This window comes from Bradyrhizobium sp. CB2312, from assembly GCF_029714425.1.
Lineage (GTDB): Bacteria > Pseudomonadota > Alphaproteobacteria > Rhizobiales > Xanthobacteraceae > Bradyrhizobium.
This window is the reverse complement of the sequence record NZ_CP121668.1, coordinates 9,118,616-9,138,938: the sequence shown is the minus strand read 5'-3', so window position 1 is coordinate 9,138,938 and position 20,323 is coordinate 9,118,616. Positions and strand designations below refer to the sequence as shown.

Genomic DNA, 20,323 nt, shown 5'->3' with positions numbered 1-20,323 from the left:
CGCAGTGATGCGCTGCAGAGCTGGGGCCCATCGAAGTCCTGTGAATTGCAGCCCCTGGGTCCCGGCTCGCGCTTCGCGCGTCCGGGACACGAGACTAATCCTGTGCCTCGCTGAACGTCGCGCGGAACGGGTGGCCGGGATACACGCCGACGATGCGGAATTCTCGCGAGAAGAACTTCAGCTCCTCGATCGCAAACGCAAGGCCCTTGTCTTCGGGGTGGCCATCGACGTCGGCATAAAACTGCGTGGCGAAGAAATTGCCGTCGACCATGTAGCTCTCGAGCTTGGTCATGTTGACGCCGTTGGTGGCAAAGCCGCCGAGCGCCTTGTAGAGCGCGGCCGGCAAATTGCGCACGCGAAATACAAAAGTCGTGACCAGCGGGCCCGAACCTTGGACCGCCCATTTCGGCTCGCGCGCCAGCACGACGAAGCGCGTGGTGTTGTGGGCCTCGTCCTCGATGTCCTCGGCAAGGATGTCGAGGCCATAGATCTTGGCGGCGAGGCGCGAGGCGATCGCGGCGACGGTCTTGTCGTTGCGCTCGGAGATGTCGCGGGCGCTGCCGGCGGTGTCGGCATGCACGATCGGCTTGATGCCGAGCTTGCGGATGATGCGCCGGCACTGGCCGAGCGCATGCACATGGCTCTCGACGCTCTTGATGTCGTCGAGCCTGGTCCCCTTCACCGCCATCAGCTGGTGGCGGACGGGGAGAAACCATTCGCCGATGATGAAAAGGCCGGAGGCCGGCAGCAGATGGTGGATGTCGGCGACGCGGCCGGCGACCGAGTTCTCGATCGGGATCATGCCGAGATCTGCCTCGCCCGAGGAGATCGCCGACAGCGCGTCCTCGAAGGTGGCGCAGGGCATCGGCTCGGCGTCGGGATAGGCCTCGACGATGGCAATGTGGGAATTGGCTCCGGGCTCGCCCTGGAATGCGATCTTCATCTTGCTCATGTCTTGAAGTGCTCCTGGTCGGCCTTGTAGCAGCGGCTCAGGATTTGGAAAGGATGCTGCGCGCGGTTTCGAGATCGGGCGGCGTATCCACCCCGCGAGGCACGGTGTCGACGATCATGATGTCGATGCGCATGCCGGCTTCCACCGCCCGGAGCTGCTCCAGGCTCTCCTGTTTTTCGAGCGGTGAGGGCGGCAGCGACACGAACCGCTCCAGCGCGGCGCGGCGATAGGCATAGAGGCCGATGTGGTGGTATCGCGGTCCGTTGCCGTAGGGGGCGGTGGCGCGGGTGAAATAAAGTGCCCGCATCCGCCGCGGTCCGATCGGCGAGCCGATCGCCTTCACGACGCTCGGAGCGAGGTCTTCTTCCTCGGTGTGGATCTGGGAGGCCAGTGTCACGATGTCGACCGCGGGGTCGTCAAAAGGCGGCAGCACCTCGCGGATGGTCTGCGGAGTGATGGTCGGGAAATCGCCCTGGAGATTGATCACGATCTCGGCCTTGCCGTCCGGATCGAGCTTCTGCATGGCCTCGTGGATGCGGTCGGAGCCGGAGGGGTGTGTAGAGCGGGTCATCACGGCCTCGCCGCCATGGGCCGTAACCACCGAGGCGATCTCGTCAGTGTCGGTTGCGACCGCGACCCGGCCGATTGCAGCGGCCTCGGCGCGGCGCAGCACATGCACGATCATCGGCAGGCCCGCGATGTCGGCGAGCGGCTTGCCGGGCAGGCGGGTGGCGGCCATGCGGGCTGGGATCAGCACCAAAATGCGGGGATCGATCATCGGTCAAGGGCCTGGAAACGGGGCGTTTTCCGCGCCGAGAAATGGGGTGGGGACGGGTTCGAAGCCGGGTCGCTTATACGGGTTGCCAGACCCCGGGCAAACCGATATCTCAATGGCAAAACTCGGGGAAACAACAAGGAACGTTTTGATTCTCCCGAGGCTCGTCCTGGCGGCCCGCTTGGGCCGCTGTTTCCTTCTTGCGGTGTGGGGCCTGGCCGGAAATGGACTCTTTCGAACTCAACAAGATTCTCGGTGCCGTGCTCGGCACCTGTCTCATCCTGCTGGTGACGAGCTTCACCGCCCAGGCGCTGTTCTCGCCCAAGATGCCGGAAAAGCCGGGCTTCGAGATCGCGGTCAAGGAAGATGCCGGCCACGGTGGCAAGGAAGGTGGCGCGGCCGCCGCATCGTCCGAACCGATCGAAAAGCTGCTCCAGACCGCTTCCGTCGAGAAGGGCGCTGCCGCCGCCAAGAAGTGCGGCGCCTGCCACACCTTCGAGAAGGGCGGCCCGAATCGCGTCGGTCCGAACCTCTATGGCGTCGTCGGTGAAGCCAGGGGCGAGGGCCGCAACGGCTTCAACTTCTCGGCCGCCATGAAGGCCAAGGGCGGCACCTGGACGTTCGACGACCTCAACAAGTTCATTGCCAGTCCGAAGGGTTTCATCCCGGGCACGGCGATGGGCTTCGCCGGTATCCCCAAGGATTCCGAGCGCGCCGACGTCATTGCCTATCTGAATTCGCTGTCAGAGCATCCGCAGCCGATCCCGACGGCGTCGAAGTAAGGGCGTCAAAAACCTCTTCTGGAACATGCGGCCAGGCTGAAAAGCCTGGCCGTTTCGTTATCCGGGCCTCGCGATGACGTTATCGGGGCGTTTGGCCGCATCCGAGAGGCCGTCCGGCCTTCCAACATGAGGAAAAAGCAACATATTCCGTCGAAACCTCGCCTATATTGGGACCTTAAAGGAGTAGCCTCCTTCAAGACAGGACTATTGATTTGGCCATTACCCGACGCGATCTCCTGCTCACCGGCGCCGCTGCTGCCGCGCTTCCCGTTCTCGGCTCCGTTGCCGGCATTCCCGTCGTCGGCGCCGCCGAGGCGCAATCGGCGAGTGAGTTACCCTGGCGCCATGCGCTGTCGCTGTTCGGAAAGGTCAAGTACCCCGCAGACTTCAAACGTTTCGACTACGTCAATCCGGAAGCACCCAAAGGCGGCGTCGCGCGCCAGATTGCCGTCGGTACATTCGACAATTTCAACATCGTCGTCTCCGGTGTGAAGGGGCAGGTCGCCGGGGCCGTCGCGTTCATCTATGAATCGCTTCTGACGCCCGCGCTCGACGAGGTCTCGACCGAATACGGCGCGCTGGCTGAAGCCGTGAGCCACCCCGACGATTTCTCCTTCGTGACCTACCGGCTGCGGCCGGAGGCCAAATGGCACGATGGCAAGCCGGTCACCGCGGATGACGTGATCTTCTCGCTCGATTCCTTCAAGAAGCATCATCCGATGTATTCGGCCTATTACAGCCATGTGGTGAAGGCCGAAAAGGTCGGCGAGCGCGAAGTGAAATTCGTGTTCGACGCGCCGGGCAACCGCGAGCTGCCGCAGATCGTCGGGCAGCTCACGGTGTTGCCGAAGCATTGGTGGGAGGGCACCGACGCGCAAGGCCGCAAGCGCGACGTCTCCGCGACCACACTGGAAGTGCCGCTCGGCTCCGGCCCCTACAAGATCAAGGAATTCGTTGCCGGTCGCTCGATCGCGCTGGAGCGCGTCAAGGATTATTGGGGGCGCGACTTTGCCGCCAATGTCGGCCGAAACAATTTCGATGAGCTGCGCTACGAGTATTTCCGCGACGCCACCGTGGCGATCGAGGCGTTCAAGGCCGATCAGGTGGATTGGCGCACCGAGAACAGCGCAAAGAGTTGGGCGACCGCCTATGATTTCCCGGCCGTCGCCGAAAAGCGCGTGATCCTCGAGGAATTTGCCAATCGCAGCTCGGGCGTCATGCAGGCTTTCGTGCCGAACCTGCGTCGCGCCAAGTTCAGCGATCCCCGCGTGCGTCGTGCGCTCAACTACGCGTTCGACTTCGAGGAGATGAACAAGCAGATCTTCTACGGCCAGTACAAGCGCATCACCAGCTATTTCGACGGCATCGACGAGCTCATGGCGACCGGCTTGCCGCAAGGAAAGGAGCTCGAGATTCTCGAGACCGTCCGCGCCGAGGTCCCGCCGGAAGTCTTCACGACGGCCTACACCAATCCAGTCGGGGGCAGTCCGGAAGCCGTGCGCGATAATCTGCGCGAGGCGCTGCGCCTGTTCAAGGAGGCCGGCTACGAGGTGCGCGACCGCAAGCTGGTCGACGTCAAGACCGGCGCCCAGTTCTCTCTGGAACTGTTGAACCAGGACCCGAGCTTCGAGCGCGTGACGCTGTTCTACAAGCCGTCGCTGGAGCGGCTCGGCATTGCCGTCAGCGTGCGGACGGTCGATCCGACCCAATACGAGAACAGGACGCGCGATTGGGATTTCGACGTCGTCACCAACTCGTGGGGCGAGTCGCAGTCGCCGGGCAACGAGCAGCGCGAGTTCTGGTCGTCCAAGACGGCCGACATCGCCGGGTCCCGCAACATCGCCGGCATCAAGAATCCGGCCGTGGACAAGCTGATCGAGCGGCTGATCTACGCCAGGGATCGCGACGATCTCGTCGCGGCAACCAAGGCGCTCGACCGCGTGCTGCTGTGGAATCACTACGTCGTGCCGCAGTGGACCTATACGAAGATCCGCACCGCGCGGTGGGACCGCTTCGGCCGGCCCTCGGAATTGCCCAGATACGGCCAATCCGGCTTCCCGTTCATCTGGTGGTACGACGCAGACAAGGCGGCGCGGATCGCAAAGAAATCGTGAAGGACGTTTCCCGCATGAGGCAGATGTCACGCCGCCACGTGCTGGCCCTGGGTGTCGGCACCTTCGGTGCATCCCTGGGCGGGCCGCTGTTGCGCGGCGCGGCCGCCTCCGAGATGCCCACCGAGGCCCACGGCATCTCGGCGTTCGGCGATCTCAAATATCCCGCCGACTTCCAGCATTTCGATTATGTCAATCTGGACGCGCCGAAGGGCGGGACGTTCTCGCTCATCCCCTCGGTGCGGTCGTACAACCAGTCCTACCAGACCTTCAACTCGCTCAACGCCTTCATCCTGAAGGGTGACGGCGCGCAAGGCATGGACATGACCTTCGCGCCGTTGATGGTGCGCGCCAACGACGAGCCGGACGCGATGTACGGGCTTGCCGCCCAATCCGTGCAGATCTCGCCGGACAAGCTCACTTATCGCTTCACGATGCGGCCGGAGGCGAAATTCCACGACGGCACCAGGCTCACCGCGCACGATGCAGCGTTTTCGTTGACGGCGCTGAAGACCAAGGGACATCCGCTGATCACCGTGCAGATGCGCGACATGGTCAGCGCGGAAGCTCTCGACGATGCGACGCTCGTCGTCACCTTTGCCAAGGGACGGGCGCGCGACGTGCCGCTCTATGTCGCGGGCCTGCCGATCTTCTCGAAGGCGTATTACGCCACACGAGCCTTCGATGAATCAACGCTGGACACGCCGCTCGGCTCGGGCCCGTACAAGGTCGGCCGCTTCGAGGTCAATCGCTACATCGAATACGAGCGGGTCAAGGACTGGTGGGCGGCTGATCTGCCGGTTTGCCGCGGCAGCTACAATTTCGATGTCGTGCGCTACGAATTCTACCGCGATCGCGATGTCGCCTTCGAGGGTTTCACCGGCAAGAGCTACCTCTATCGCGAGGAGTTCACCTCACGCATCTGGGCGACGCGCTATGACTTCCCGGCGGCGAAGGATGGTCGCGTCAAGATGGAGGTCGTGCCCGACGATACACCGTCCGGCGCGCAGGGCTGGTTCATCAACACGCGGCGCGACAAGTTCAAAGACCCGCGCGTGCGCGAGGCTCTGATCAATGCGTTCGACTTCGAGTGGACCAACAAGACCATCATGTACGGGGCCTATGCCCGCACTGTGTCGCCGTTCCAGAATTCGGATCTCATGGCCAGCGATGGTCCGCCTTCGCCGGAAGAGCTGAAACTGCTGGAGCCGTTCCGCGGCAAGGTCCCCGACGACGTGTTCGCCGCGCCATTCACGCCGCCGGTCACGGACGGCTCCGGGCAGGACCGCAGCCTGCTGCGCAAGGCGCAGCAATTGCTGAACGAGGCCGGCGTGCCGATCAAGGACGGCAAGCGGGTGCTGCCGAACGGCGAGCCGTTCAAGATCGAGTTCCTGCTGGACGAACCCTCGTTCCAGCCGCACCATGCGCCCTACATCAAGAATCTCGCGACGCTCGGCATCGAGGCCAGTGTGCGTCTCGTCGATGCGGTGCAATTCAAGGCGCGGCAAGAAGATTTCGATTTCGATATGTCGATCCAGCGCTTCAGCATGTCGGCGACGCCCGGCGATGCCATGCGCGCGTTCTTCTCCTCACAGGTCGCGAACACCAGGGGATCATACAATCTCGCGGGCGTTGCCAGCCCGGCGATCGACGCCATGGTCGAGAAGATCATGGCCGCCGACAGCCGCGAGGAGTTGACCATCGCCTGCCGCGCCTTCGACCGCCTGTTCCGTGCCGGCCGCTATTGGGTACCGCAATGGTACAACAAGACGCACCGGCTGGCCTATTGGGACGAGTTCGCTCATCCGCAGAAGCTGCCGCGTTACGCCAACGGCGTCGGTGCCCCCGACATCTGGTGGCATGACGGCGGCAAGGCGGCCAAGCTCGATCAGGCGAAATAGTCATGAGTGCTTATATCGCCCGCCGCATCCTCTTGATGATCCCGACCCTGCTCGGGATCCTCTTTGTTTCCTTCGTCGTCGTGCAGTTCGCGCCGGGCGGCCCGGTCGAGCGCGTGATCGCACAGCTCTCCGGTGCCGACACCGGCGGCACCTCGCGCATTTCGGGCGGGGGCGATTTTGCGCAGCGTGCGCCGGGACAACTCGGCGCGGGTGGCGATGCCATCAACTCGAAATATCGCGGCGCGCAGGGCCTCGATCCAGATTTCATCAAGAAGCTGGAGGTGCAGTTCGGCTTCGACAAGCCGGCGCCGGAACGCTTCGCGCTGATGGTGTGGAATTTCGCCCGCTTCGATTTCGGCAAGAGCTATTTCCGCGACGTCAGCGTGCTTCAGCTCATCAAGGAGAAGCTGCCGGTCTCGATCTCGCTTGGCCTCTGGCTGACGCTTCTGACCTATCTGATCTCGATCCCGCTCGGCATTCGCAAGGCCGTGAACGACGGCGCGCGGTTCGACACCTGGACGTCGACCGTGCTCGTGCTCGGCTATGCCATTCCCGGCTTCCTGTTCGCGATCCTCCTGATCATCCTGTTTGCCGGCGGCTCGTTCTTCAACTGGTTCCCGCTGCGCGGGTTGACGTCGGACGGCTGGTCGCAGTTTCCCTGGTACTGGAAGATCATCGATTATTTCTGGCATCTGACGCTGCCGCTGATCGCCATGGGGCTGGGTGCGTTCACCACCATGACGTTCCTGACCAAGAACTCGTTCCTGGACGAGATCCGCAAGCAATACGTCATGACCGCGCGCGCCAAGGGTTGCAGCGAGAACCGGGTGCTGTACGGCCACGTCTTCCGCAACGCCATGCTGATCGTGATCGCGGGCTTTCCCGGAACCTTCATCCACGCCTTCTTTTCGGGCTCGCTTCTGATCGAGACAATCTTCTCGCTGGACGGGCTCGGGCTGCTCAGCTTCGAGAGCGTGCTCAACCGCGACTATCCCGTGGTGTTCGGCACGCTCTACATCTTTTCGCTGGTCGGACTCGTGATCAACCTGATCTCCGACCTGACCTATATGTGGATCGACCCCCGGATCGATTTCGAGGCGCGGGAGGTCTGATGACAATCACCGCACCGACGCCGATCGAGACCACGACCCAGTCTCCCCTGGGAGAAGTCGTTCCGATCACGGGCAAGCCGTTCGCGCCTTCGCCGCTCAACCGGCGGCGATGGCAGAACTTCAAGGCCAACCGGCGCGGCTACTGGTCGTTCTGGATATTCATTGCGCTGTTCGTGATCTCGCTGTTCGCCGAGCTGATCGCCAACGATCGGCCCTTCCTGATCAAGTTCGACGGCCGTCTGTATTGGCCTGCCTTCGTGACCTATTCGGAAACCACTTTCGGCGGTGATTTCGAGACGGCCGCCGACTACCGCGACCCCTATTTGCAGAAGCTCATCAAGGACAAGGGCGGCGTCATCGTCTGGCCGCTGATCCGCTATTCCTACGACACCCACAATCTCGATCTGCCGACCCCGGCGCCGTCGCCGCCGACTTGGATGTTGACGGAAGCGCAGTGCAAGCCGGTGGTCGAGAAGAAGGGCCTGAAGAGCTGCCGCGATCTCGAATACAACTGGCTCGGCACCGACGATCAGGGCCGTGACGTGGTGGCGCGATTGATCTACGGCTTCCGCATCTCCGTGCTGTTCGGCCTTTGCCTCACCATCGTCTCATCCGTCGTCGGCATTGCCGCAGGCGCGGTGCAGGGCTATTTCGGCGGCTGGGTCGACCTCATCTTCCAGCGCTTCATCGAGATCTGGACGGCGATACCGTCGCTCTATCTTCTCCTGATATTGTCCTCGGTCCTCGTGCCTGGCTTCTTCGTGCTGCTCGGCATCCTGCTGCTGTTCTCCTGGGTCTCGCTGGTCGGTCTGGTGCGGGCCGAATTCCTGCGCGGGCGCAACTTCGAGTACATCCAGGCGGCGCGGGCGCTCGGCGTCTCCAACCCGGTCATCATGTTCCGTCACCTGCTGCCGAACGCGATGGTCGCGACCATGACGTTCCTGCCATTCATCGTCTCCTCGTCGGTGATGACGCTGACGGCGCTCGATTTCCTGGGCTTCGGTCTGCCGCCGGGATCGCCTTCGCTCGGCGAATTGCTCTCGCAGGCCAAGGCCAATGTGCAGGCGCCGTGGCTCGGATTTTCCGGCTTCTTCTCGGTCGCGATCATGCTGTCGCTCTTGATCTTCATCGGCGAAGCCGTGCGCGACGCCTTCGATCCGCGCAAGACGTTCAGGTAAGGCCATGGACGCGATCAACCAGCCCCTGCTCAGCGTGCGCGACCTCTCGGTGGCCTTCCACCAGGGCGGCGCGACGACGCTCGCGGTCGACAAGGTCTCGTTCCAGATCAAGCGCGGCGAATGCGTCGCGCTGGTCGGCGAATCCGGCTCCGGCAAGTCCGTCAGCGCGCTCTCGATCCTGAAGCTGCTGCCTTATCCGAACGCCTCGCATCCCTCCGGCAGCATCCGCTTCAAGGGGCAGGAGCTGATCGACCAGAGCGAGCAGCAGATGCGGGAGATCCGCGGCAGCGACATCTCCATCATCTTCCAGGAGCCGATGACCTCGCTCAATCCGCTGCACACGATCGAGGCGCAGATCGGCGAGATCATCCAGCTGCACAATCCGACCAGCAATGCCGAGGCCCGCAGGCGGACGCTGGAGCTGCTGACGCAGGTCGGCATTCCCGAGCCCGAGACGCGGCTGAACAGCTATCCGCACCAGCTCTCCGGCGGCCAGCGCCAGCGCGTGATGATCGCGATGGCGCTCGCCAACGAGCCGGACCTGTTGATCGCGGACGAGCCGACCACGGCGCTCGATGTCACCGTGCAGGCGCAGATCCTGGCGCTGCTGGCCGAGATCCGCGCGCGGCTCGGGATGAGCCTGCTGTTCATCACCCACGATCTCGGCATCGTGCGCCGCATCGCCGACACCGTCTGCGTCATGAAGGGCGGCGTGATCGTCGAGCAAGGGCCGGTCGAGCAGGTCTTCAAGACCCCGAAGCATCCCTATACCCGCGACCTGCTCGCGGCCGAGCCGAAGCCCGACCCGGCGCCACCGCAGCCGACTGCGCCGGTCGTGATGTCCGCCGACGATCTCAAGGTCTGGTTTCCGATCAAGCGCGGCCTGATGCGCAAGACGGTCGGCCACATCAAGGCGGTCGACGGCGTCAGCGTTGCCGTGCGCAAGGGCGAGACGCTCGGCGTCGTCGGCGAATCCGGCTCCGGCAAGACCACGCTCGGGCTTGCGCTGCTGCGGCTGATCTCCTCGAACGGCCGTATCGTCTTCCTCGGCAAGGACATCCAGGGCCTGCGCTTCAAGGAGATGCGCCCGTTCCGCCGCGACATGCAGATCGTGTTCCAGGATCCGTTCGGCTCGCTCAGCCCGCGCATGTCGGTCGCAGACATCATCGCCGAAGGCCTCTCCGTGCATCAGCCAAAGCTGTCGCGCGAGGAACGCGAGGCGCGCGTCGTCAAGGCGCTGGAGGATGTCGGACTGAAGCCGGAGACGCGCTACCGCTATCCCCATGAATTCTCCGGCGGCCAGCGTCAGCGCATCAGCATCGCGCGCGCGGTGGTGCTGGAGCCGGATTTCGTCGTGCTCGACGAGCCCACCAGCGCGCTCGACATGTTGATCCAGGCGCAGATGGTCGATCTGTTGCGCGAGCTTCAGCGCAGGCGCGAACTCACCTACATGTTCATCTCGCACGACTTGCGTGTCGTCGCCTCGCTCGCCAGCCACCTCATCGTGATGCGTAGCGGCAAGGTGGTCGAGGAAGGCCAGGCCGCCGAGCTGTTCAAGAACCCGAAGACCGATTACACGCGCGCGCTGTTTGCGGCGGCGTTCCGGCTGGAGACGGCGGGGAACGGGTCAGTCGCGACCTGATCCAGTCATCCCGCGGTGCGCGATAGCGCATCCGCGGGGCACGCGATAGCGCGGACCCCGGGGACGCTCCTGCTTGTAGCCAAAGCGGACTGCGCCTACCAGATCGCGTCGATCTATGCGGCGCGTTCCCTGTCTGATTGTTCCTCGGCCGTGCTCGCTCTTTCTTCCAGGCCCTTTTCGTAATTGCCCGCGAGCCTTTCGATACTGTCGGCCCACATCCTCAGCATTGAGACCTGAAGGTGGATTATCGGCTTCAAGGCATGCATGCCGATTGCTGTGGCTGCGGCGATGCGTCGTTGCGGGTCGTGCGCGAAGCGGTTTTCAGTAGCGGTCTTGTCGGCCATGCTGTTCGCTCCTTTGCTCTGGTGTTATGGCCTGAAGTCACCTCTCGGATTGTGAGCTGCGTGCTTCCAAACACTCGGCCAAAACTTGATCTGCCGCGAGTCGTGCGCCTCGGTCGTCGTGCAATTCATCCAGCTTTTTCAAGTAGGCGACTGCGGCTATTTGCAAGAGGTCGAAATCATCTTCGCCGGTATCGCGAAGATTGGTGATGTAGCTGTAGAGGGCGGAACGCCTGTTGTCGTTCTCGCTGATACCGCTGTGGATCAGCAAGTAGTTTCGCCAAGCGAATGCGCACGCGCCTTCCCTCGCTTGAGAACTCATGGGCACCTCCCAAAGCCAGAGAAAGACTGACGGCGCGTTTCGTTCCGCAAACCTCTCAATTGTAACGTTGTTCCGTCGCTGCGGCGCGGGGTGCCTGTTAGCCGGGAGCGGGATGCCTTTCGAGTGTCGGGTTGCTCGAATGATCGTGCGTGAGTTCCCTGAAGAAGGAGCCTGGGGGAACCCACGAGATTTCCGGTTCTCTGTGCCGGAGTGTCGCTGTCGGCTTCGCTCGCGGCGAAATATGAATACAGGCCCTACAGTCGCTTGATCGCGACGACGTCGCTGCCCGCCTGCTTGATCCGCGCGAGCGCCGGCGCGATTGGCTCGATCACCGTCGCCATGTGATGCGCGTTGGCATGAACCATCGTGCTGCCGTCGCGCACGATGGCGACATGTCCCTTCCAGAAGATCAGGTCGCCGCGCAGCAAGCTGCTCCGCTCGTGCGGCTCCAGCGCGCGGCCGAGGCCTGTCTGCTGCATGTCGCTGTCGCGCGGGCAGCCGATGCCGGCAGACGTCAGCGAGACCTGGACGAGGCCTGAGCAATCGATGCCGAGGCTGCTCTTGCCGCCCCAGAGGTAGGGCGTGCCGATGAAGCGCTCGGCCACCGCAACGAAATCCGGCTCGCGATGATCGAGCGCTGCAAGATGTGCCTTCGGCACATACGTCCCGTCGCGCGTCACGGCGAAGCTGCCGTCCTCGCGCGCTATCGCGAGCTTTGACCCCAGCACGAGCGTGTCGGCGGGCGGCAGCTTGATCGAGGGACCGGGAAAAGCGAAGGTTCGGAGCGCACTCACTTTGTGCGTCGGCGCGGCTGCGGGGCGCATCAGCACCGCATCCGGCAGCCAGCCGACATAGCCATCGCCATTGAGCTGGCCCCAGGCCCAGCCCTCGCCGTTGCGATCGTAGACCGTGACGCGCTCGCCGCGCAGCGCCTCGGTCATCAGCATCGCGTTCGATGACGGCTGCTCGCGCACCGGCGCGACCGCATCGATCACCTCGAACTCCTCGCCGGTGACGAAGCGCTCCGCCTGCACCTTGCCTTCGAGATATTTGGCGGCGAGGTCACCCCGCGCCGGCGTCAATCGCGGATCATGCATAGCGCTCGCTCAGCACTTTGTAGATGGCGCGTGCGGCCTGGCATTCGCCGCCCTCGGGGCGCGCGGGCTTTGCCGACGGCGTCCAGCCGTAGATATCGACATGCAGCCAGCTCTTGGCGTGCTCGACGAAGCGTTGCAGGAACAGCGCGCAGGTGATCGAGCCGGCGAAGCCGCCGGATGGGGCGTTGGTGATGGTGGCGGTCTTGGAATCCAGCCACGCATCGTAGGGCGGCCACAGCGGCATGCGCCACAACGGATCGTTCTCCTTCACCGCGCACCGCGCGACGTCGGCGGCGAGCGTCTCATCATTGGTGTAAAAGGGCGGTAAATCCGGTCCCAGCGCAACGCGCGCCGCGCCGGTCAGCGTGCCCAGGTCGATCAGCAGGTCCGGCTTCTCCTCGTCGGCCAGCGCCAGCGCGTCGGCGAGCACAAGCCGGCCTTCCGCGTCGGTGTTGCCGATCTCGACCGTGATGCCTTTGCGCGAGGTGAAGATGTCGAGCGGGCGGAAGGCGTTGCCGGCGACCGCATTCTCCACCGCCGGGATCAGCACGCGCAGCCGCACCTTCAGCTTGGCAGCCATCACCATGCGCGCCAGCGCCAGCACGTTGGCGGCGCCGCCCATGTCCTTCTTCATGATCAGCATGCCGCTCGACGGCTTCAGATCGAGCCCGCCGGTGTCGAAGCAGACGCCCTTGCCGACGAGCGTCACCTTGGGATGATCGAGGTCGCCCCAGCCGATGTCGATCAGCCGCGGGGCGCGGCTGGAGGCCATGCCGACGGCGTGGATCAGCGGAAAATCCTTCTCCAGATCCTCGCCGATGGTGCAGGCAAAGCTTGCACCGAACTCCGTGGCGAGGTCTTGCGCGGCCGCAGCGAGCTCCTCGGGCCCCATGTCGTTTGACGGCGTGTTGATGAGGTCGCGCGCCAACATCGCGGCATCCGCGATGCGGGTGATCTCGGCGGCATCGACACCGTCAGGCGGCACCAGCCGGACGTCCGGGCGATCGGCCTTGCGGTAGCGCGCGAAGCGGTAGCATCCCAGCGCGAAAGCGAGCGCCGCCAGCCGTGCGTCGTGCGGCGCATTGACGAAGCGATAGGTGCCCGGCGGCAGCAGGCCGGGCAGGGCGCCCGGCCGGAACAGGTCGCGCGATCGTGCGCCCTCGTCCTCGAGGCCGAACAGCACCTGCGCGATCGCGCCGTCGGGCGCCGGCAGCGCCAGATAGCCGCCGGGCTTGGCGGCATAAGCGCTGGCTGTGGCGAACTGGCGTTGTGCCGGCGGCAAGCTTTCGCGCACCGCATCCCAGCTTGACTTGGTGACGAAGGTGATCGGGATGGCGGTGGACGATGTCTCGAAGACAGAAGGCATTGGCGGGTCCGGATCGTCAGATCGACAGGTCATGCGAAGGCACGAGACTTCGCAGAGTTTTGCCGTGGCCGCAATCGGCTTTGCTGTCACCGTTCAGCGAGCCGCTACTCGCCGCAAGGGGGCCATGCTAGGTTCCGGAGAGTGGACGTCAGCTGTGCCGGGATCGCCAGCGGCCGACGACGAAGCCTGCCGGGAGGACATGCGATGGAATTTGTGTGGAGCGTGGTCACATTCATCGGCCAGGCCGTCGAAGCGATCTTTGGCTATGTCGAGCATCATCACTGGATCTTCGCGTTCCTTGCCGGCGGTTACGTCTTCTATCTCCACGACCGCTCCGTCCACGCGCGGTTCGATGCGCTCGACAAGCGCATCGACGAAATCCGCAAGCGCTTGGCCATCGAATATTGATCGGGACCGACGAAACGTTCGTCGGGGAGCTCTCGTATCTCGTGCTGAGAACTGCCGTTCACGACGGCGCAGCCGCAGGGCTTTACTAGCGCCGCGGTTGTGGCATTATTGACGAATATTTTAGATTGTTCCGTGCGTTTCTGCACGTATCGGAAGTAGGCGCGCAATGGCACGCGTTATCTGCCCGGGTCATCCCTGCCGGGTTCGATACCGGTCTGATCTGTTCGTCCCGATCTCTTCGTCCAAGGCATTCTTCCGATCGTTTAGGCGGCGCAGCATTCGCGAATGAGCGGCGCAAAATGGATAGATCATTCGTTATTGCGCACATCTCTGACCTGCATCTGGACGGGTCGGGCCGGCTGTTGGCGACGATCGAGGCGCTCAGTGCTGCAATTCGCGAAGCGATGGCAGACGTCGCTGACGTTCCCGATCGCATCCTACTGATCACGGGCGATCTCGTCGACGATCCGACGCCGCGTGCGCTCGACGAAGCGCTCGCCGTCATCGCCTCGTTCCGCCAGACCGGGCTGTTCACGGACATTCAGGCCGTTGCCGGCAATCACGACGTCAAGCGCCCGAGTCAGCGTGCGCGTCGTCATGACGTCTACGATCATCTTCATCTGCCGCGGACCTCGAAGAGCATCTATTACCGCCAGGCCGGACTCGATCTGGTGCTGCTGGATTCCAACAGCGCCAGCATCTCGAAGCTGGCGAGCGGCGATATCGACGAGAACGCCTACCACGCGCTGGTCGCAGATTCGGCCCGGCTGAGCGTCGAGCTCGCCGGCAGCATGGGCTCGGTGGGGCGCGCCGATTATGCCGAGCCGGCGGAAAACCTGGTGCGCGTGCTGGCGCTGCATCACCATCCGCTGCCGCAGGCGACCGGCGAAGGAAAGCGCTTTCTCGGCCTGCCCGACGAGCCGCTGATGTATCTGGCTGCGCCCGCGACCTTCCTCGAAGCTGCGACCTCGCTCAACGTCAATCTGGTGCTGCACGGTCACCGCCATGTCGAGGGACTGACGCGCTATTCGATTCCCGATCCTCGCGCCACGTCGAGCGACGGCGATGAAGCGTTCTGGCGCACGATCTACGTGCTCTCCTGTCCGTCCTCGACCGGCCAGGCGGGCGACGATGCCGGCTTCAACATCGTCCATTTCGGCCCGTCGTCCGATGCAGGCGAGACGACGTATCGCTTCGCGATCGCCCGCTATTCGCGTCCGCGCAACGACGGCGCGTTCAGGTCGCTCGACTCCAACCTCCGGGACGGCGTCATCAAGCTGCCGGCAGGGCGGGATTTTTCGCGTGACCCGGCGGTTCAGTCGATGATCGAGATCGGCGCATGCCGGACGTTGTCGCGTGATCAGGTCGCAGCACTGGTCCGCCGGCTGTTGATGCGCGGCGCCTTCTACGCCGATGGCGAGGCGTCGTGGGCCAGCGCGCTGTACGTCTATCTCGTCACCTCCCATGCCTGGGCCGACCTTGCGAGCAAATTCGAGAGGTCGGGGCGCAAGCATGAGGTCGATGCGCTGGCAGCCGTGACGCTGCTGCTGCGGCGGCTGATCGCGCAATCCGCCGCCGTGCTCGGCATCGACGACGATCAGCTCGATGAGCTCCGCGCCAGGCGCCTGGTCCATCGCGACGATCTTCAGCGCGAATTGCCGGGGATGCCGTGCACGGACATCGATGTCGTCGCGGAGGCGCGGCAGAGGATTCAATCCCTGCGAGACCTGGACGAACAAGTGAAGCGGCTTGGTCTCGATCTGGATCTCGGCGGCGAGACGTCACGGCAGACGCAGCCTTAAGGGGCAGCCAGGCTGACGTTAACCGGCCGTTAGGGTTAACAGTCTATTGCTGACGCGTTCGGCTCGATCAATCGGCTCGAGAGTCAAAGCGTCATGCGTCAACGGTTCAGTCCTGCCCGGCTTCTCGCGTCTGCCTCGCTCGTCGCGATGGTGGCGACGGGCCTCGGCGGCTGCACGGCAATGTCAAAGCTCTCCGACGTCACCGGCTCGATCGGGTCGAAGGCGGAGGCCGCGCCGCCCGCGGATCCCGCGCGCGCCGTCGAGGTCTATGGCGAGCGCTACCGCGCCAATCCCAAGGACGCCGACGCCGCGCTCGGCTACGGCCAGGCCTTGCGCGCCAACGGTCAGCGTGCCCAGGCCGCTGCCGTGCTGGAGCAGGCGACCATCGCAAATCCCGGCAACAAGGCGCTGCTCGCCCAGTACGGCCGCGCGCTCGCCGACAACGGTAATTTCCAGCAGGCCTTCGACGTGCTGTCGAAGGCGCATTCGCCCGACAATCCGGACTGGCGTCTGCTCTCGGTGCAAGGCACCGCGCTCGACCAGATGGGCCGCCACGAGGAGGCGCGCTCCTACTATGCGAGCGCGCTGAAGATCGCGCCGGGCGATCCCGGCGTGCTCTCCAATCTCGGCCTGTCCTACATGCTGTCGAAGGATCTGCCCAAGGCCGAAGAGGCGTTGCGGCAGGCTTATGCCTCGCCGCGCGCCAGCAGCCGGGTGCGGCAGAACCTTGGCCTGGTCGTCGGTCTGCAGGGCCGCTTCGCCGAAGCCGAGACCATCGTGAAGGCGGACCTGCCGCCGGACCAGGCCGCGGCCAACGTCGCCTATCTGAAGGACATGCTGAGCCGCAGCGACACAGCGCGCGGCGCACCGAAGCGCACGCCGGTCGCTTCGCTCAGCCAGGCCGACTGATCAAACCAGATCTTCCAATTTGAAGCCAATATGCGGGCCGTGCGCGGCCCGCATTCGCGTTAGGGCATGATCCGGAAACGTGCGTAGCGGTTTTCCGAAAAGATCATGCTCAAACAATAACCTAAAGCGGATGGTGATTCATCTTCATGCCATCGCGCATTAATGCAGCTCGGAGATCTTGATGCCGGTCGGTCCGAGAATGACCACGAACAGCACCGGCAGGAAGAACAGGATCATCGGCACCGTCAACTTCGGCGGCAGCGCGGCGGCTTTCTTCTCCGCCTCGTTCATGCGCATGTCGCGGTTTTCCTGCGCCATGACGCGCAGGGAATGGCCGAGCGGGGTGCCGTAGCGCTCCGCCTGCTGAAGCGCAAGACACACCGACTTGACGCCCTCAAGGCCGGTGCGCCGCGCCAGGTTCTCATAAGCGGCCTTGCGATCCTGCAAATAGGACAGCTCGGCCGTGGTCAGGGTGAACTCCTCCGACAACGCGATCGACTGGCCGACGATCTCGGTGGCGACCTTGCGGAACGCCATTTCGACCGACATGCCGGATTCGATGCAGATCAGCAGCAGGTCGAGTGCGTCCGGAAAAGCGCGCTTGATCGAGAGCTGGCGCTTGGAGATCGCGTTCCTGAGGAACAGCATCGGCGCCTGGAGACCGAGATAGGCCGCGCCGATGCAGATGCCGATCTTGATCGGCATCGCTTGCTCCATGTGCGCGATCACGAAGACGTAGATCACCGAACCGACGAACAGCACGATCGGGGCGACCATGCGGGCGAACAGGAAGGTGATGTAGGGGGCCTGGCCGCGATAGCCCGCCATGATGAGCTTGTCACGCGCGGCTTCCTGCGCGAGCCATTTGGTGAGGTTGAAATCCTCGACGACCTTGGAGACGATCTGCTTCGGCGTCTGGCGCAGCGAAACCTTCTCGCTCTTGTTGAGGCGGTCGCGCTCGCGCTGCCGGATGCGCTCGCGCTCGCTCGCCACCGCCTTCATGCGCTTGGCGAGGCCCTCGCCGGCGAACAGCGGCATCACCAGGGTATACACGGTGGCGCTGGCGGCGATGGCCGCCAGCAGCATGGTCATGAAGCGTGCGTCATGCAGTTTCGTAATGAGGAACTCGACCATGGGGCACCGTCAGAAGTCGAAATTGATCATCTTCTTCATCACCATGATGCCGATCGACATCCAGATGACGCAGCAGACCAGCATGAACTGGCCGGTCGGATGGGTCCAAAGCAGGGAGATGTATTGCGGCGTCGTGAGATAGACGAGGAACATCACGATCGGCGGCAGCGAACCGATGATGCCGGCGGAGGCCTTGGCTTCCATCGACATCGCCTGGATCTTCTCCTTCATCTTCTTGCGGTCGCGCAGCACCTTGGAGAGGTTGCCGAGCGCTTCGGAGAGGTTGCCGCCCGATTTCTGCTGGATCGACACCACGATGCCGAAGAAATTGGCTTCCGGCAGCGGCATGCGCTCGTACAGCCGCGAGCAGGCCTCGCCGAGCGGCATGCCGATCGCCTGCGTCTCGATGATGGCGAGGAATTCGCTGCGCAGTGGCTCCGGTGAGTCGGCGGCGACGACCTTGATCGATTCGAACAGCGGCAGGCCCGCCTTGATGCCGCGCACGATGACGTCGACCGCGTCGGGCAGCGCCTGCAGGAACTTGGTTTCGCGGCGCTTCTTCAGGAAGCCGAGCGCCCAGCGCGGCAGGCCGAAGCCGGCGGCAAAGGCGAAGCCGCCGGCGCCGAGCAGGCCGCCGCCGGCGAACATAACGGCGGCGAAGCACACGCCCGCCACGACGGCGGACACGATCCAGAATTTCTGCGGCGTCCAGTCGAGCCCCGCCTGCGACAGGCGCACGCTGAGCGAGGCGCTCTTTTCCTGGAGGCGCCGTGCCTCGAGATCCTTGAGCGTGGTCTCGACCTGCTCGCGGCGCGAACGTTGCGTCTTCTCGGCCTGGCGCGCGGTCGGCGCCTCGGCGCGCGCGATCGAGGCACGGCGGCTTTCGGCCTTCCGTTCCCCCGATAGCAGCGGATAGAGGAAGACCCAGGCGATGCCGCCGACGGCGGCGGTGGCGAGGAAGGCGAGGGCGAGGACCTGCATGTTCATGGCGCGCTGACCTGGTTATGTCTTCGGCGCCACTTCCGCAGCGTCGAGCGCGGCGGCAAGGCGTTTCTCGTCGCCATAATAGCGGGCCCGCTCCCAGAACCTCGGACGGCCGATGCCGGTCGAGCGGTGCCGGCCAATGATCTTGCCGTTGGCGTCCTCGCCGACCATGTCGTAGAGGAAGATGTCCTGGGTGATGATGGTGTCGCCTTCCATGCCCATCACCTCGGTGATGTGGGTGATGCGGCGCGAGCCGTCGCGGAGGCGCGCGGCCTGGATGATGACGTCGATCGAGGCGCAGATCATCTCGCGAATGGTTCGCGAAGGAAGCGAAAAGCCGCCCATCGTGATCATGGATTCGCAGCGCGACAGCGCCTCGCGCGGGTTGTTGGCGTGCAGCGTGCCCATCGAGCCGTCATGGCCCGTGTTCATGGCCTGGAGCAGGTCGAACGCCTCGGGTCCGCGGACCTCGCCGACGATGATGCGTTCGGGGCGCATACGCAGGCAGTTGCGCACCAGTTCGCGCATGGTGACCTGGCCCTCGCCCTCGATGTTGGGCGGCCGGGTCTCCAGCCGCACCACATGGGGCTGCTGGAGCTGGAGCTCGGCGGCGTCCTCGCAGGTGATGACGCGCTCGTCGTGCTCGATGTAGTTGGTGAGGCAGTTGAGCAGCGTGGTCTTGCCCGAGCCGGTACCGCCGGAGATCAGCACGTTGCAGCGGACGCGGCCGATAATCTGGAGGATCTCGGCGCCCTCCGGCGAGATCGCGCCGAACTTGACGAGCTGATCCAGCGTCAGCTTGTCCTTCTTGAACTTGCGGATGGTGAGCGCGGGGCCGTCGATCGACAGCGGCGGCACGATGGCGTTGACGCGGGAGCCGTCGGCGAGGCGCGCGTCGCAGATCGGCGAGGATTCGTCGACGCGCCGGCCGACCTGGCTGACGATGCGCTGGCAGATGTTGAGCAGCTGCTGGTTGTCGCGGAAGCGGATACCGGTGCGCTGGATCTTGCCGCCGACCTCGATGTAGACGGTGTTGGCGCCGTTCACCATGATGTCGGCGATGTCGTCGCGCGACAGCAGGGGCTCGAGCGGGCCGTAGCCGAGCACGTCGTTGCAGATGTCGTCGAGCAGCTCTTCCTGCTCGGCGATCGACATCACGATGTTCTTGATCGCGATGATCTCGTTGACGATGTCGCGGATTTCCTCGCGCGCCGATTCCGAATCCAGCTTGGCGAGCTGGGCGAGGTCGATGGCCTCGATCAGCGCCCCGAAGATGGTGGCCTTGACCTCGTAATAATTGTCCGAGCGGCGGCTCTCCATGGCCGGAGGAGGCGGGGCTTTGGCAGGGGCAAGCGGCGGCGAGGCGACGGCCGGCGGGGTCGGCGCGCGCGACACGGCGGGCGCCGGAGCCTGGGCAGGCTCTGGCGACACAGCGCCGGGCTTGGGGGCCCGAAGGTCGGTGTCTGTTCCGCTACGCTTACCGAACACTTAACGACTCCATGCGGCG

The 20,323-nt window shown here is 64.2% G+C and carries 18 protein-coding genes; 9 read left to right on the top strand and 9 right to left on the bottom strand.

Features of this window, described 5'->3' with window-relative positions:
* Positions 1-94: 94 nt before the first annotated feature.
* The gene (locus tag QA642_RS43575) at positions 95-952 is read right to left on the bottom strand and encodes a prephenate dehydratase (RefSeq protein WP_283082308.1); all 858 of its coding nucleotides are present in this window, start codon (positions 950-952) and stop codon (positions 95-97) included.
* Positions 953-989: 37 nt separating this feature from the next.
* Complete coding sequence (locus QA642_RS43570) at positions 990-1,730, bottom strand: 3-deoxy-manno-octulosonate cytidylyltransferase (RefSeq protein ID WP_283082307.1); 741 nt, start codon at positions 1,728-1,730, stop codon at positions 990-992.
* A gap of 221 nt (positions 1,731-1,951) precedes the next feature.
* On the opposite strand from QA642_RS43570, the gene QA642_RS43565 reads away from it, so the two are divergent.
* The 6 genes from QA642_RS43565 to QA642_RS43540 all read left to right on the top strand — a co-directional run bounded on the left by QA642_RS43565 (position 1,952) and on the right by QA642_RS43540 (position 10,453).
* Positions 1,952-2,509, top strand: coding sequence for a cytochrome c family protein (locus QA642_RS43565; RefSeq protein WP_283082306.1), 558 nt, complete (start codon positions 1,952-1,954; stop codon positions 2,507-2,509).
* A gap of 212 nt (positions 2,510-2,721) precedes the next feature.
* Complete coding sequence (locus QA642_RS43560) at positions 2,722-4,623, top strand: extracellular solute-binding protein (RefSeq protein WP_283082305.1); 1,902 nt, start codon at positions 2,722-2,724, stop codon at positions 4,621-4,623.
* 14 nt (positions 4,624-4,637) lie between these two features.
* Complete coding sequence (locus QA642_RS43555; RefSeq protein ID WP_283082304.1) at positions 4,638-6,521, top strand: extracellular solute-binding protein; 1,884 nt, start codon at positions 4,638-4,640, stop codon at positions 6,519-6,521.
* A 2-nt stretch (positions 6,522-6,523) separates the two neighbouring features.
* Positions 6,524-7,633: a microcin C ABC transporter permease YejB gene (locus tag QA642_RS43550; protein WP_283082303.1), complete on the top strand. Its 1,110-nt coding sequence runs from the start codon at positions 6,524-6,526 to the stop codon at positions 7,631-7,633.
* On the top strand, positions 7,633-8,811 hold the full coding sequence (locus QA642_RS43545; protein ID WP_283082302.1) for an ABC transporter permease: 1,179 nt from the start codon (positions 7,633-7,635) through the stop codon (positions 8,809-8,811). Before QA642_RS43550 ends, QA642_RS43545 begins: the two co-directional genes overlap by 1 nt.
* 4 nt (positions 8,812-8,815) lie before the next feature.
* Positions 8,816-10,453, top strand: a complete 1,638-nt coding sequence (locus QA642_RS43540) for an ABC transporter ATP-binding protein (RefSeq protein WP_283082301.1) — start codon at positions 8,816-8,818, stop codon at positions 10,451-10,453.
* A 113-nt stretch (positions 10,454-10,566) separates the two neighbouring features.
* Here the strand turns inward: QA642_RS43540 and QA642_RS43535 are convergent, their stop codons facing one another.
* From QA642_RS43535 to QA642_RS43520, 4 genes are all read right to left on the bottom strand, one after another.
* Complete coding sequence (locus QA642_RS43535) at positions 10,567-10,797, bottom strand: hypothetical protein (protein ID WP_283082300.1); 231 nt, start codon at positions 10,795-10,797, stop codon at positions 10,567-10,569.
* A 37-nt stretch (positions 10,798-10,834) separates the two neighbouring features.
* Positions 10,835-11,116: a hypothetical protein gene (locus QA642_RS43530; protein ID WP_283082299.1), complete on the bottom strand. Its 282-nt coding sequence runs from the start codon at positions 11,114-11,116 to the stop codon at positions 10,835-10,837.
* 254 nt (positions 11,117-11,370) lie between these two features.
* A complete protein-coding gene (locus QA642_RS43525; protein WP_283082298.1) occupies positions 11,371-12,213 on the bottom strand; it encodes an NlpC/P60 family protein in 843 nt (280 codons plus the stop codon).
* Positions 12,206-13,579 (bottom strand): leucyl aminopeptidase family protein, encoded by a 1,374-nt coding sequence (locus QA642_RS43520; RefSeq protein WP_283082297.1) that lies wholly within the window; start codon positions 13,577-13,579, stop codon positions 12,206-12,208. The genes QA642_RS43525 and QA642_RS43520 overlap by 8 nt, the downstream gene beginning before the upstream one ends.
* Before the next feature lie 204 nt (positions 13,580-13,783).
* Between QA642_RS43520 and QA642_RS43515 the strand changes: the two genes are divergently transcribed.
* The 3 genes from QA642_RS43515 (at position 13,784) to QA642_RS43505 (ending at position 16,698) form a co-directional block, all read left to right on the top strand.
* Positions 13,784-13,987, top strand: a complete 204-nt coding sequence (locus tag QA642_RS43515; protein ID WP_018454690.1) for a hypothetical protein — start codon at positions 13,784-13,786, stop codon at positions 13,985-13,987.
* A 299-nt stretch (positions 13,988-14,286) separates the two neighbouring features.
* Positions 14,287-15,789 (top strand): metallophosphoesterase, encoded by a 1,503-nt coding sequence (locus tag QA642_RS43510; RefSeq protein ID WP_283082296.1) that lies wholly within the window; start codon positions 14,287-14,289, stop codon positions 15,787-15,789.
* Positions 15,790-15,882: 93 nt separating this feature from the next.
* Positions 15,883-16,698 carry a tetratricopeptide repeat protein gene (locus tag QA642_RS43505; RefSeq protein ID WP_283082295.1) on the top strand — a complete coding sequence of 272 codons (816 nt, stop codon included), beginning with the start codon at positions 15,883-15,885 and terminating at the stop codon, positions 16,696-16,698.
* A 159-nt stretch (positions 16,699-16,857) separates the two neighbouring features.
* Here the strand turns inward: QA642_RS43505 and QA642_RS43500 are convergent, their stop codons facing one another.
* The 3 genes from QA642_RS43500 to QA642_RS43490 are packed head-to-tail and all read right to left on the bottom strand — an operon-like array spanning position 16,858 to position 20,304.
* The gene (locus QA642_RS43500) at positions 16,858-17,832 is read right to left on the bottom strand and encodes a type II secretion system F family protein (protein WP_283082294.1); all 975 of its coding nucleotides are present in this window, start codon (positions 17,830-17,832) and stop codon (positions 16,858-16,860) included.
* A gap of 9 nt (positions 17,833-17,841) precedes the next feature.
* On the bottom strand, positions 17,842-18,819 hold the full coding sequence (locus QA642_RS43495) for a type II secretion system F family protein (RefSeq protein ID WP_283082293.1): 978 nt from the start codon (positions 18,817-18,819) through the stop codon (positions 17,842-17,844).
* 15 nt (positions 18,820-18,834) lie between these two features.
* Positions 18,835-20,304 (bottom strand): CpaF family protein, encoded by a 1,470-nt coding sequence (locus QA642_RS43490; protein WP_283082292.1) that lies wholly within the window; start codon positions 20,302-20,304, stop codon positions 18,835-18,837.
* Positions 20,305-20,323: the final 19 nt, after the last annotated feature.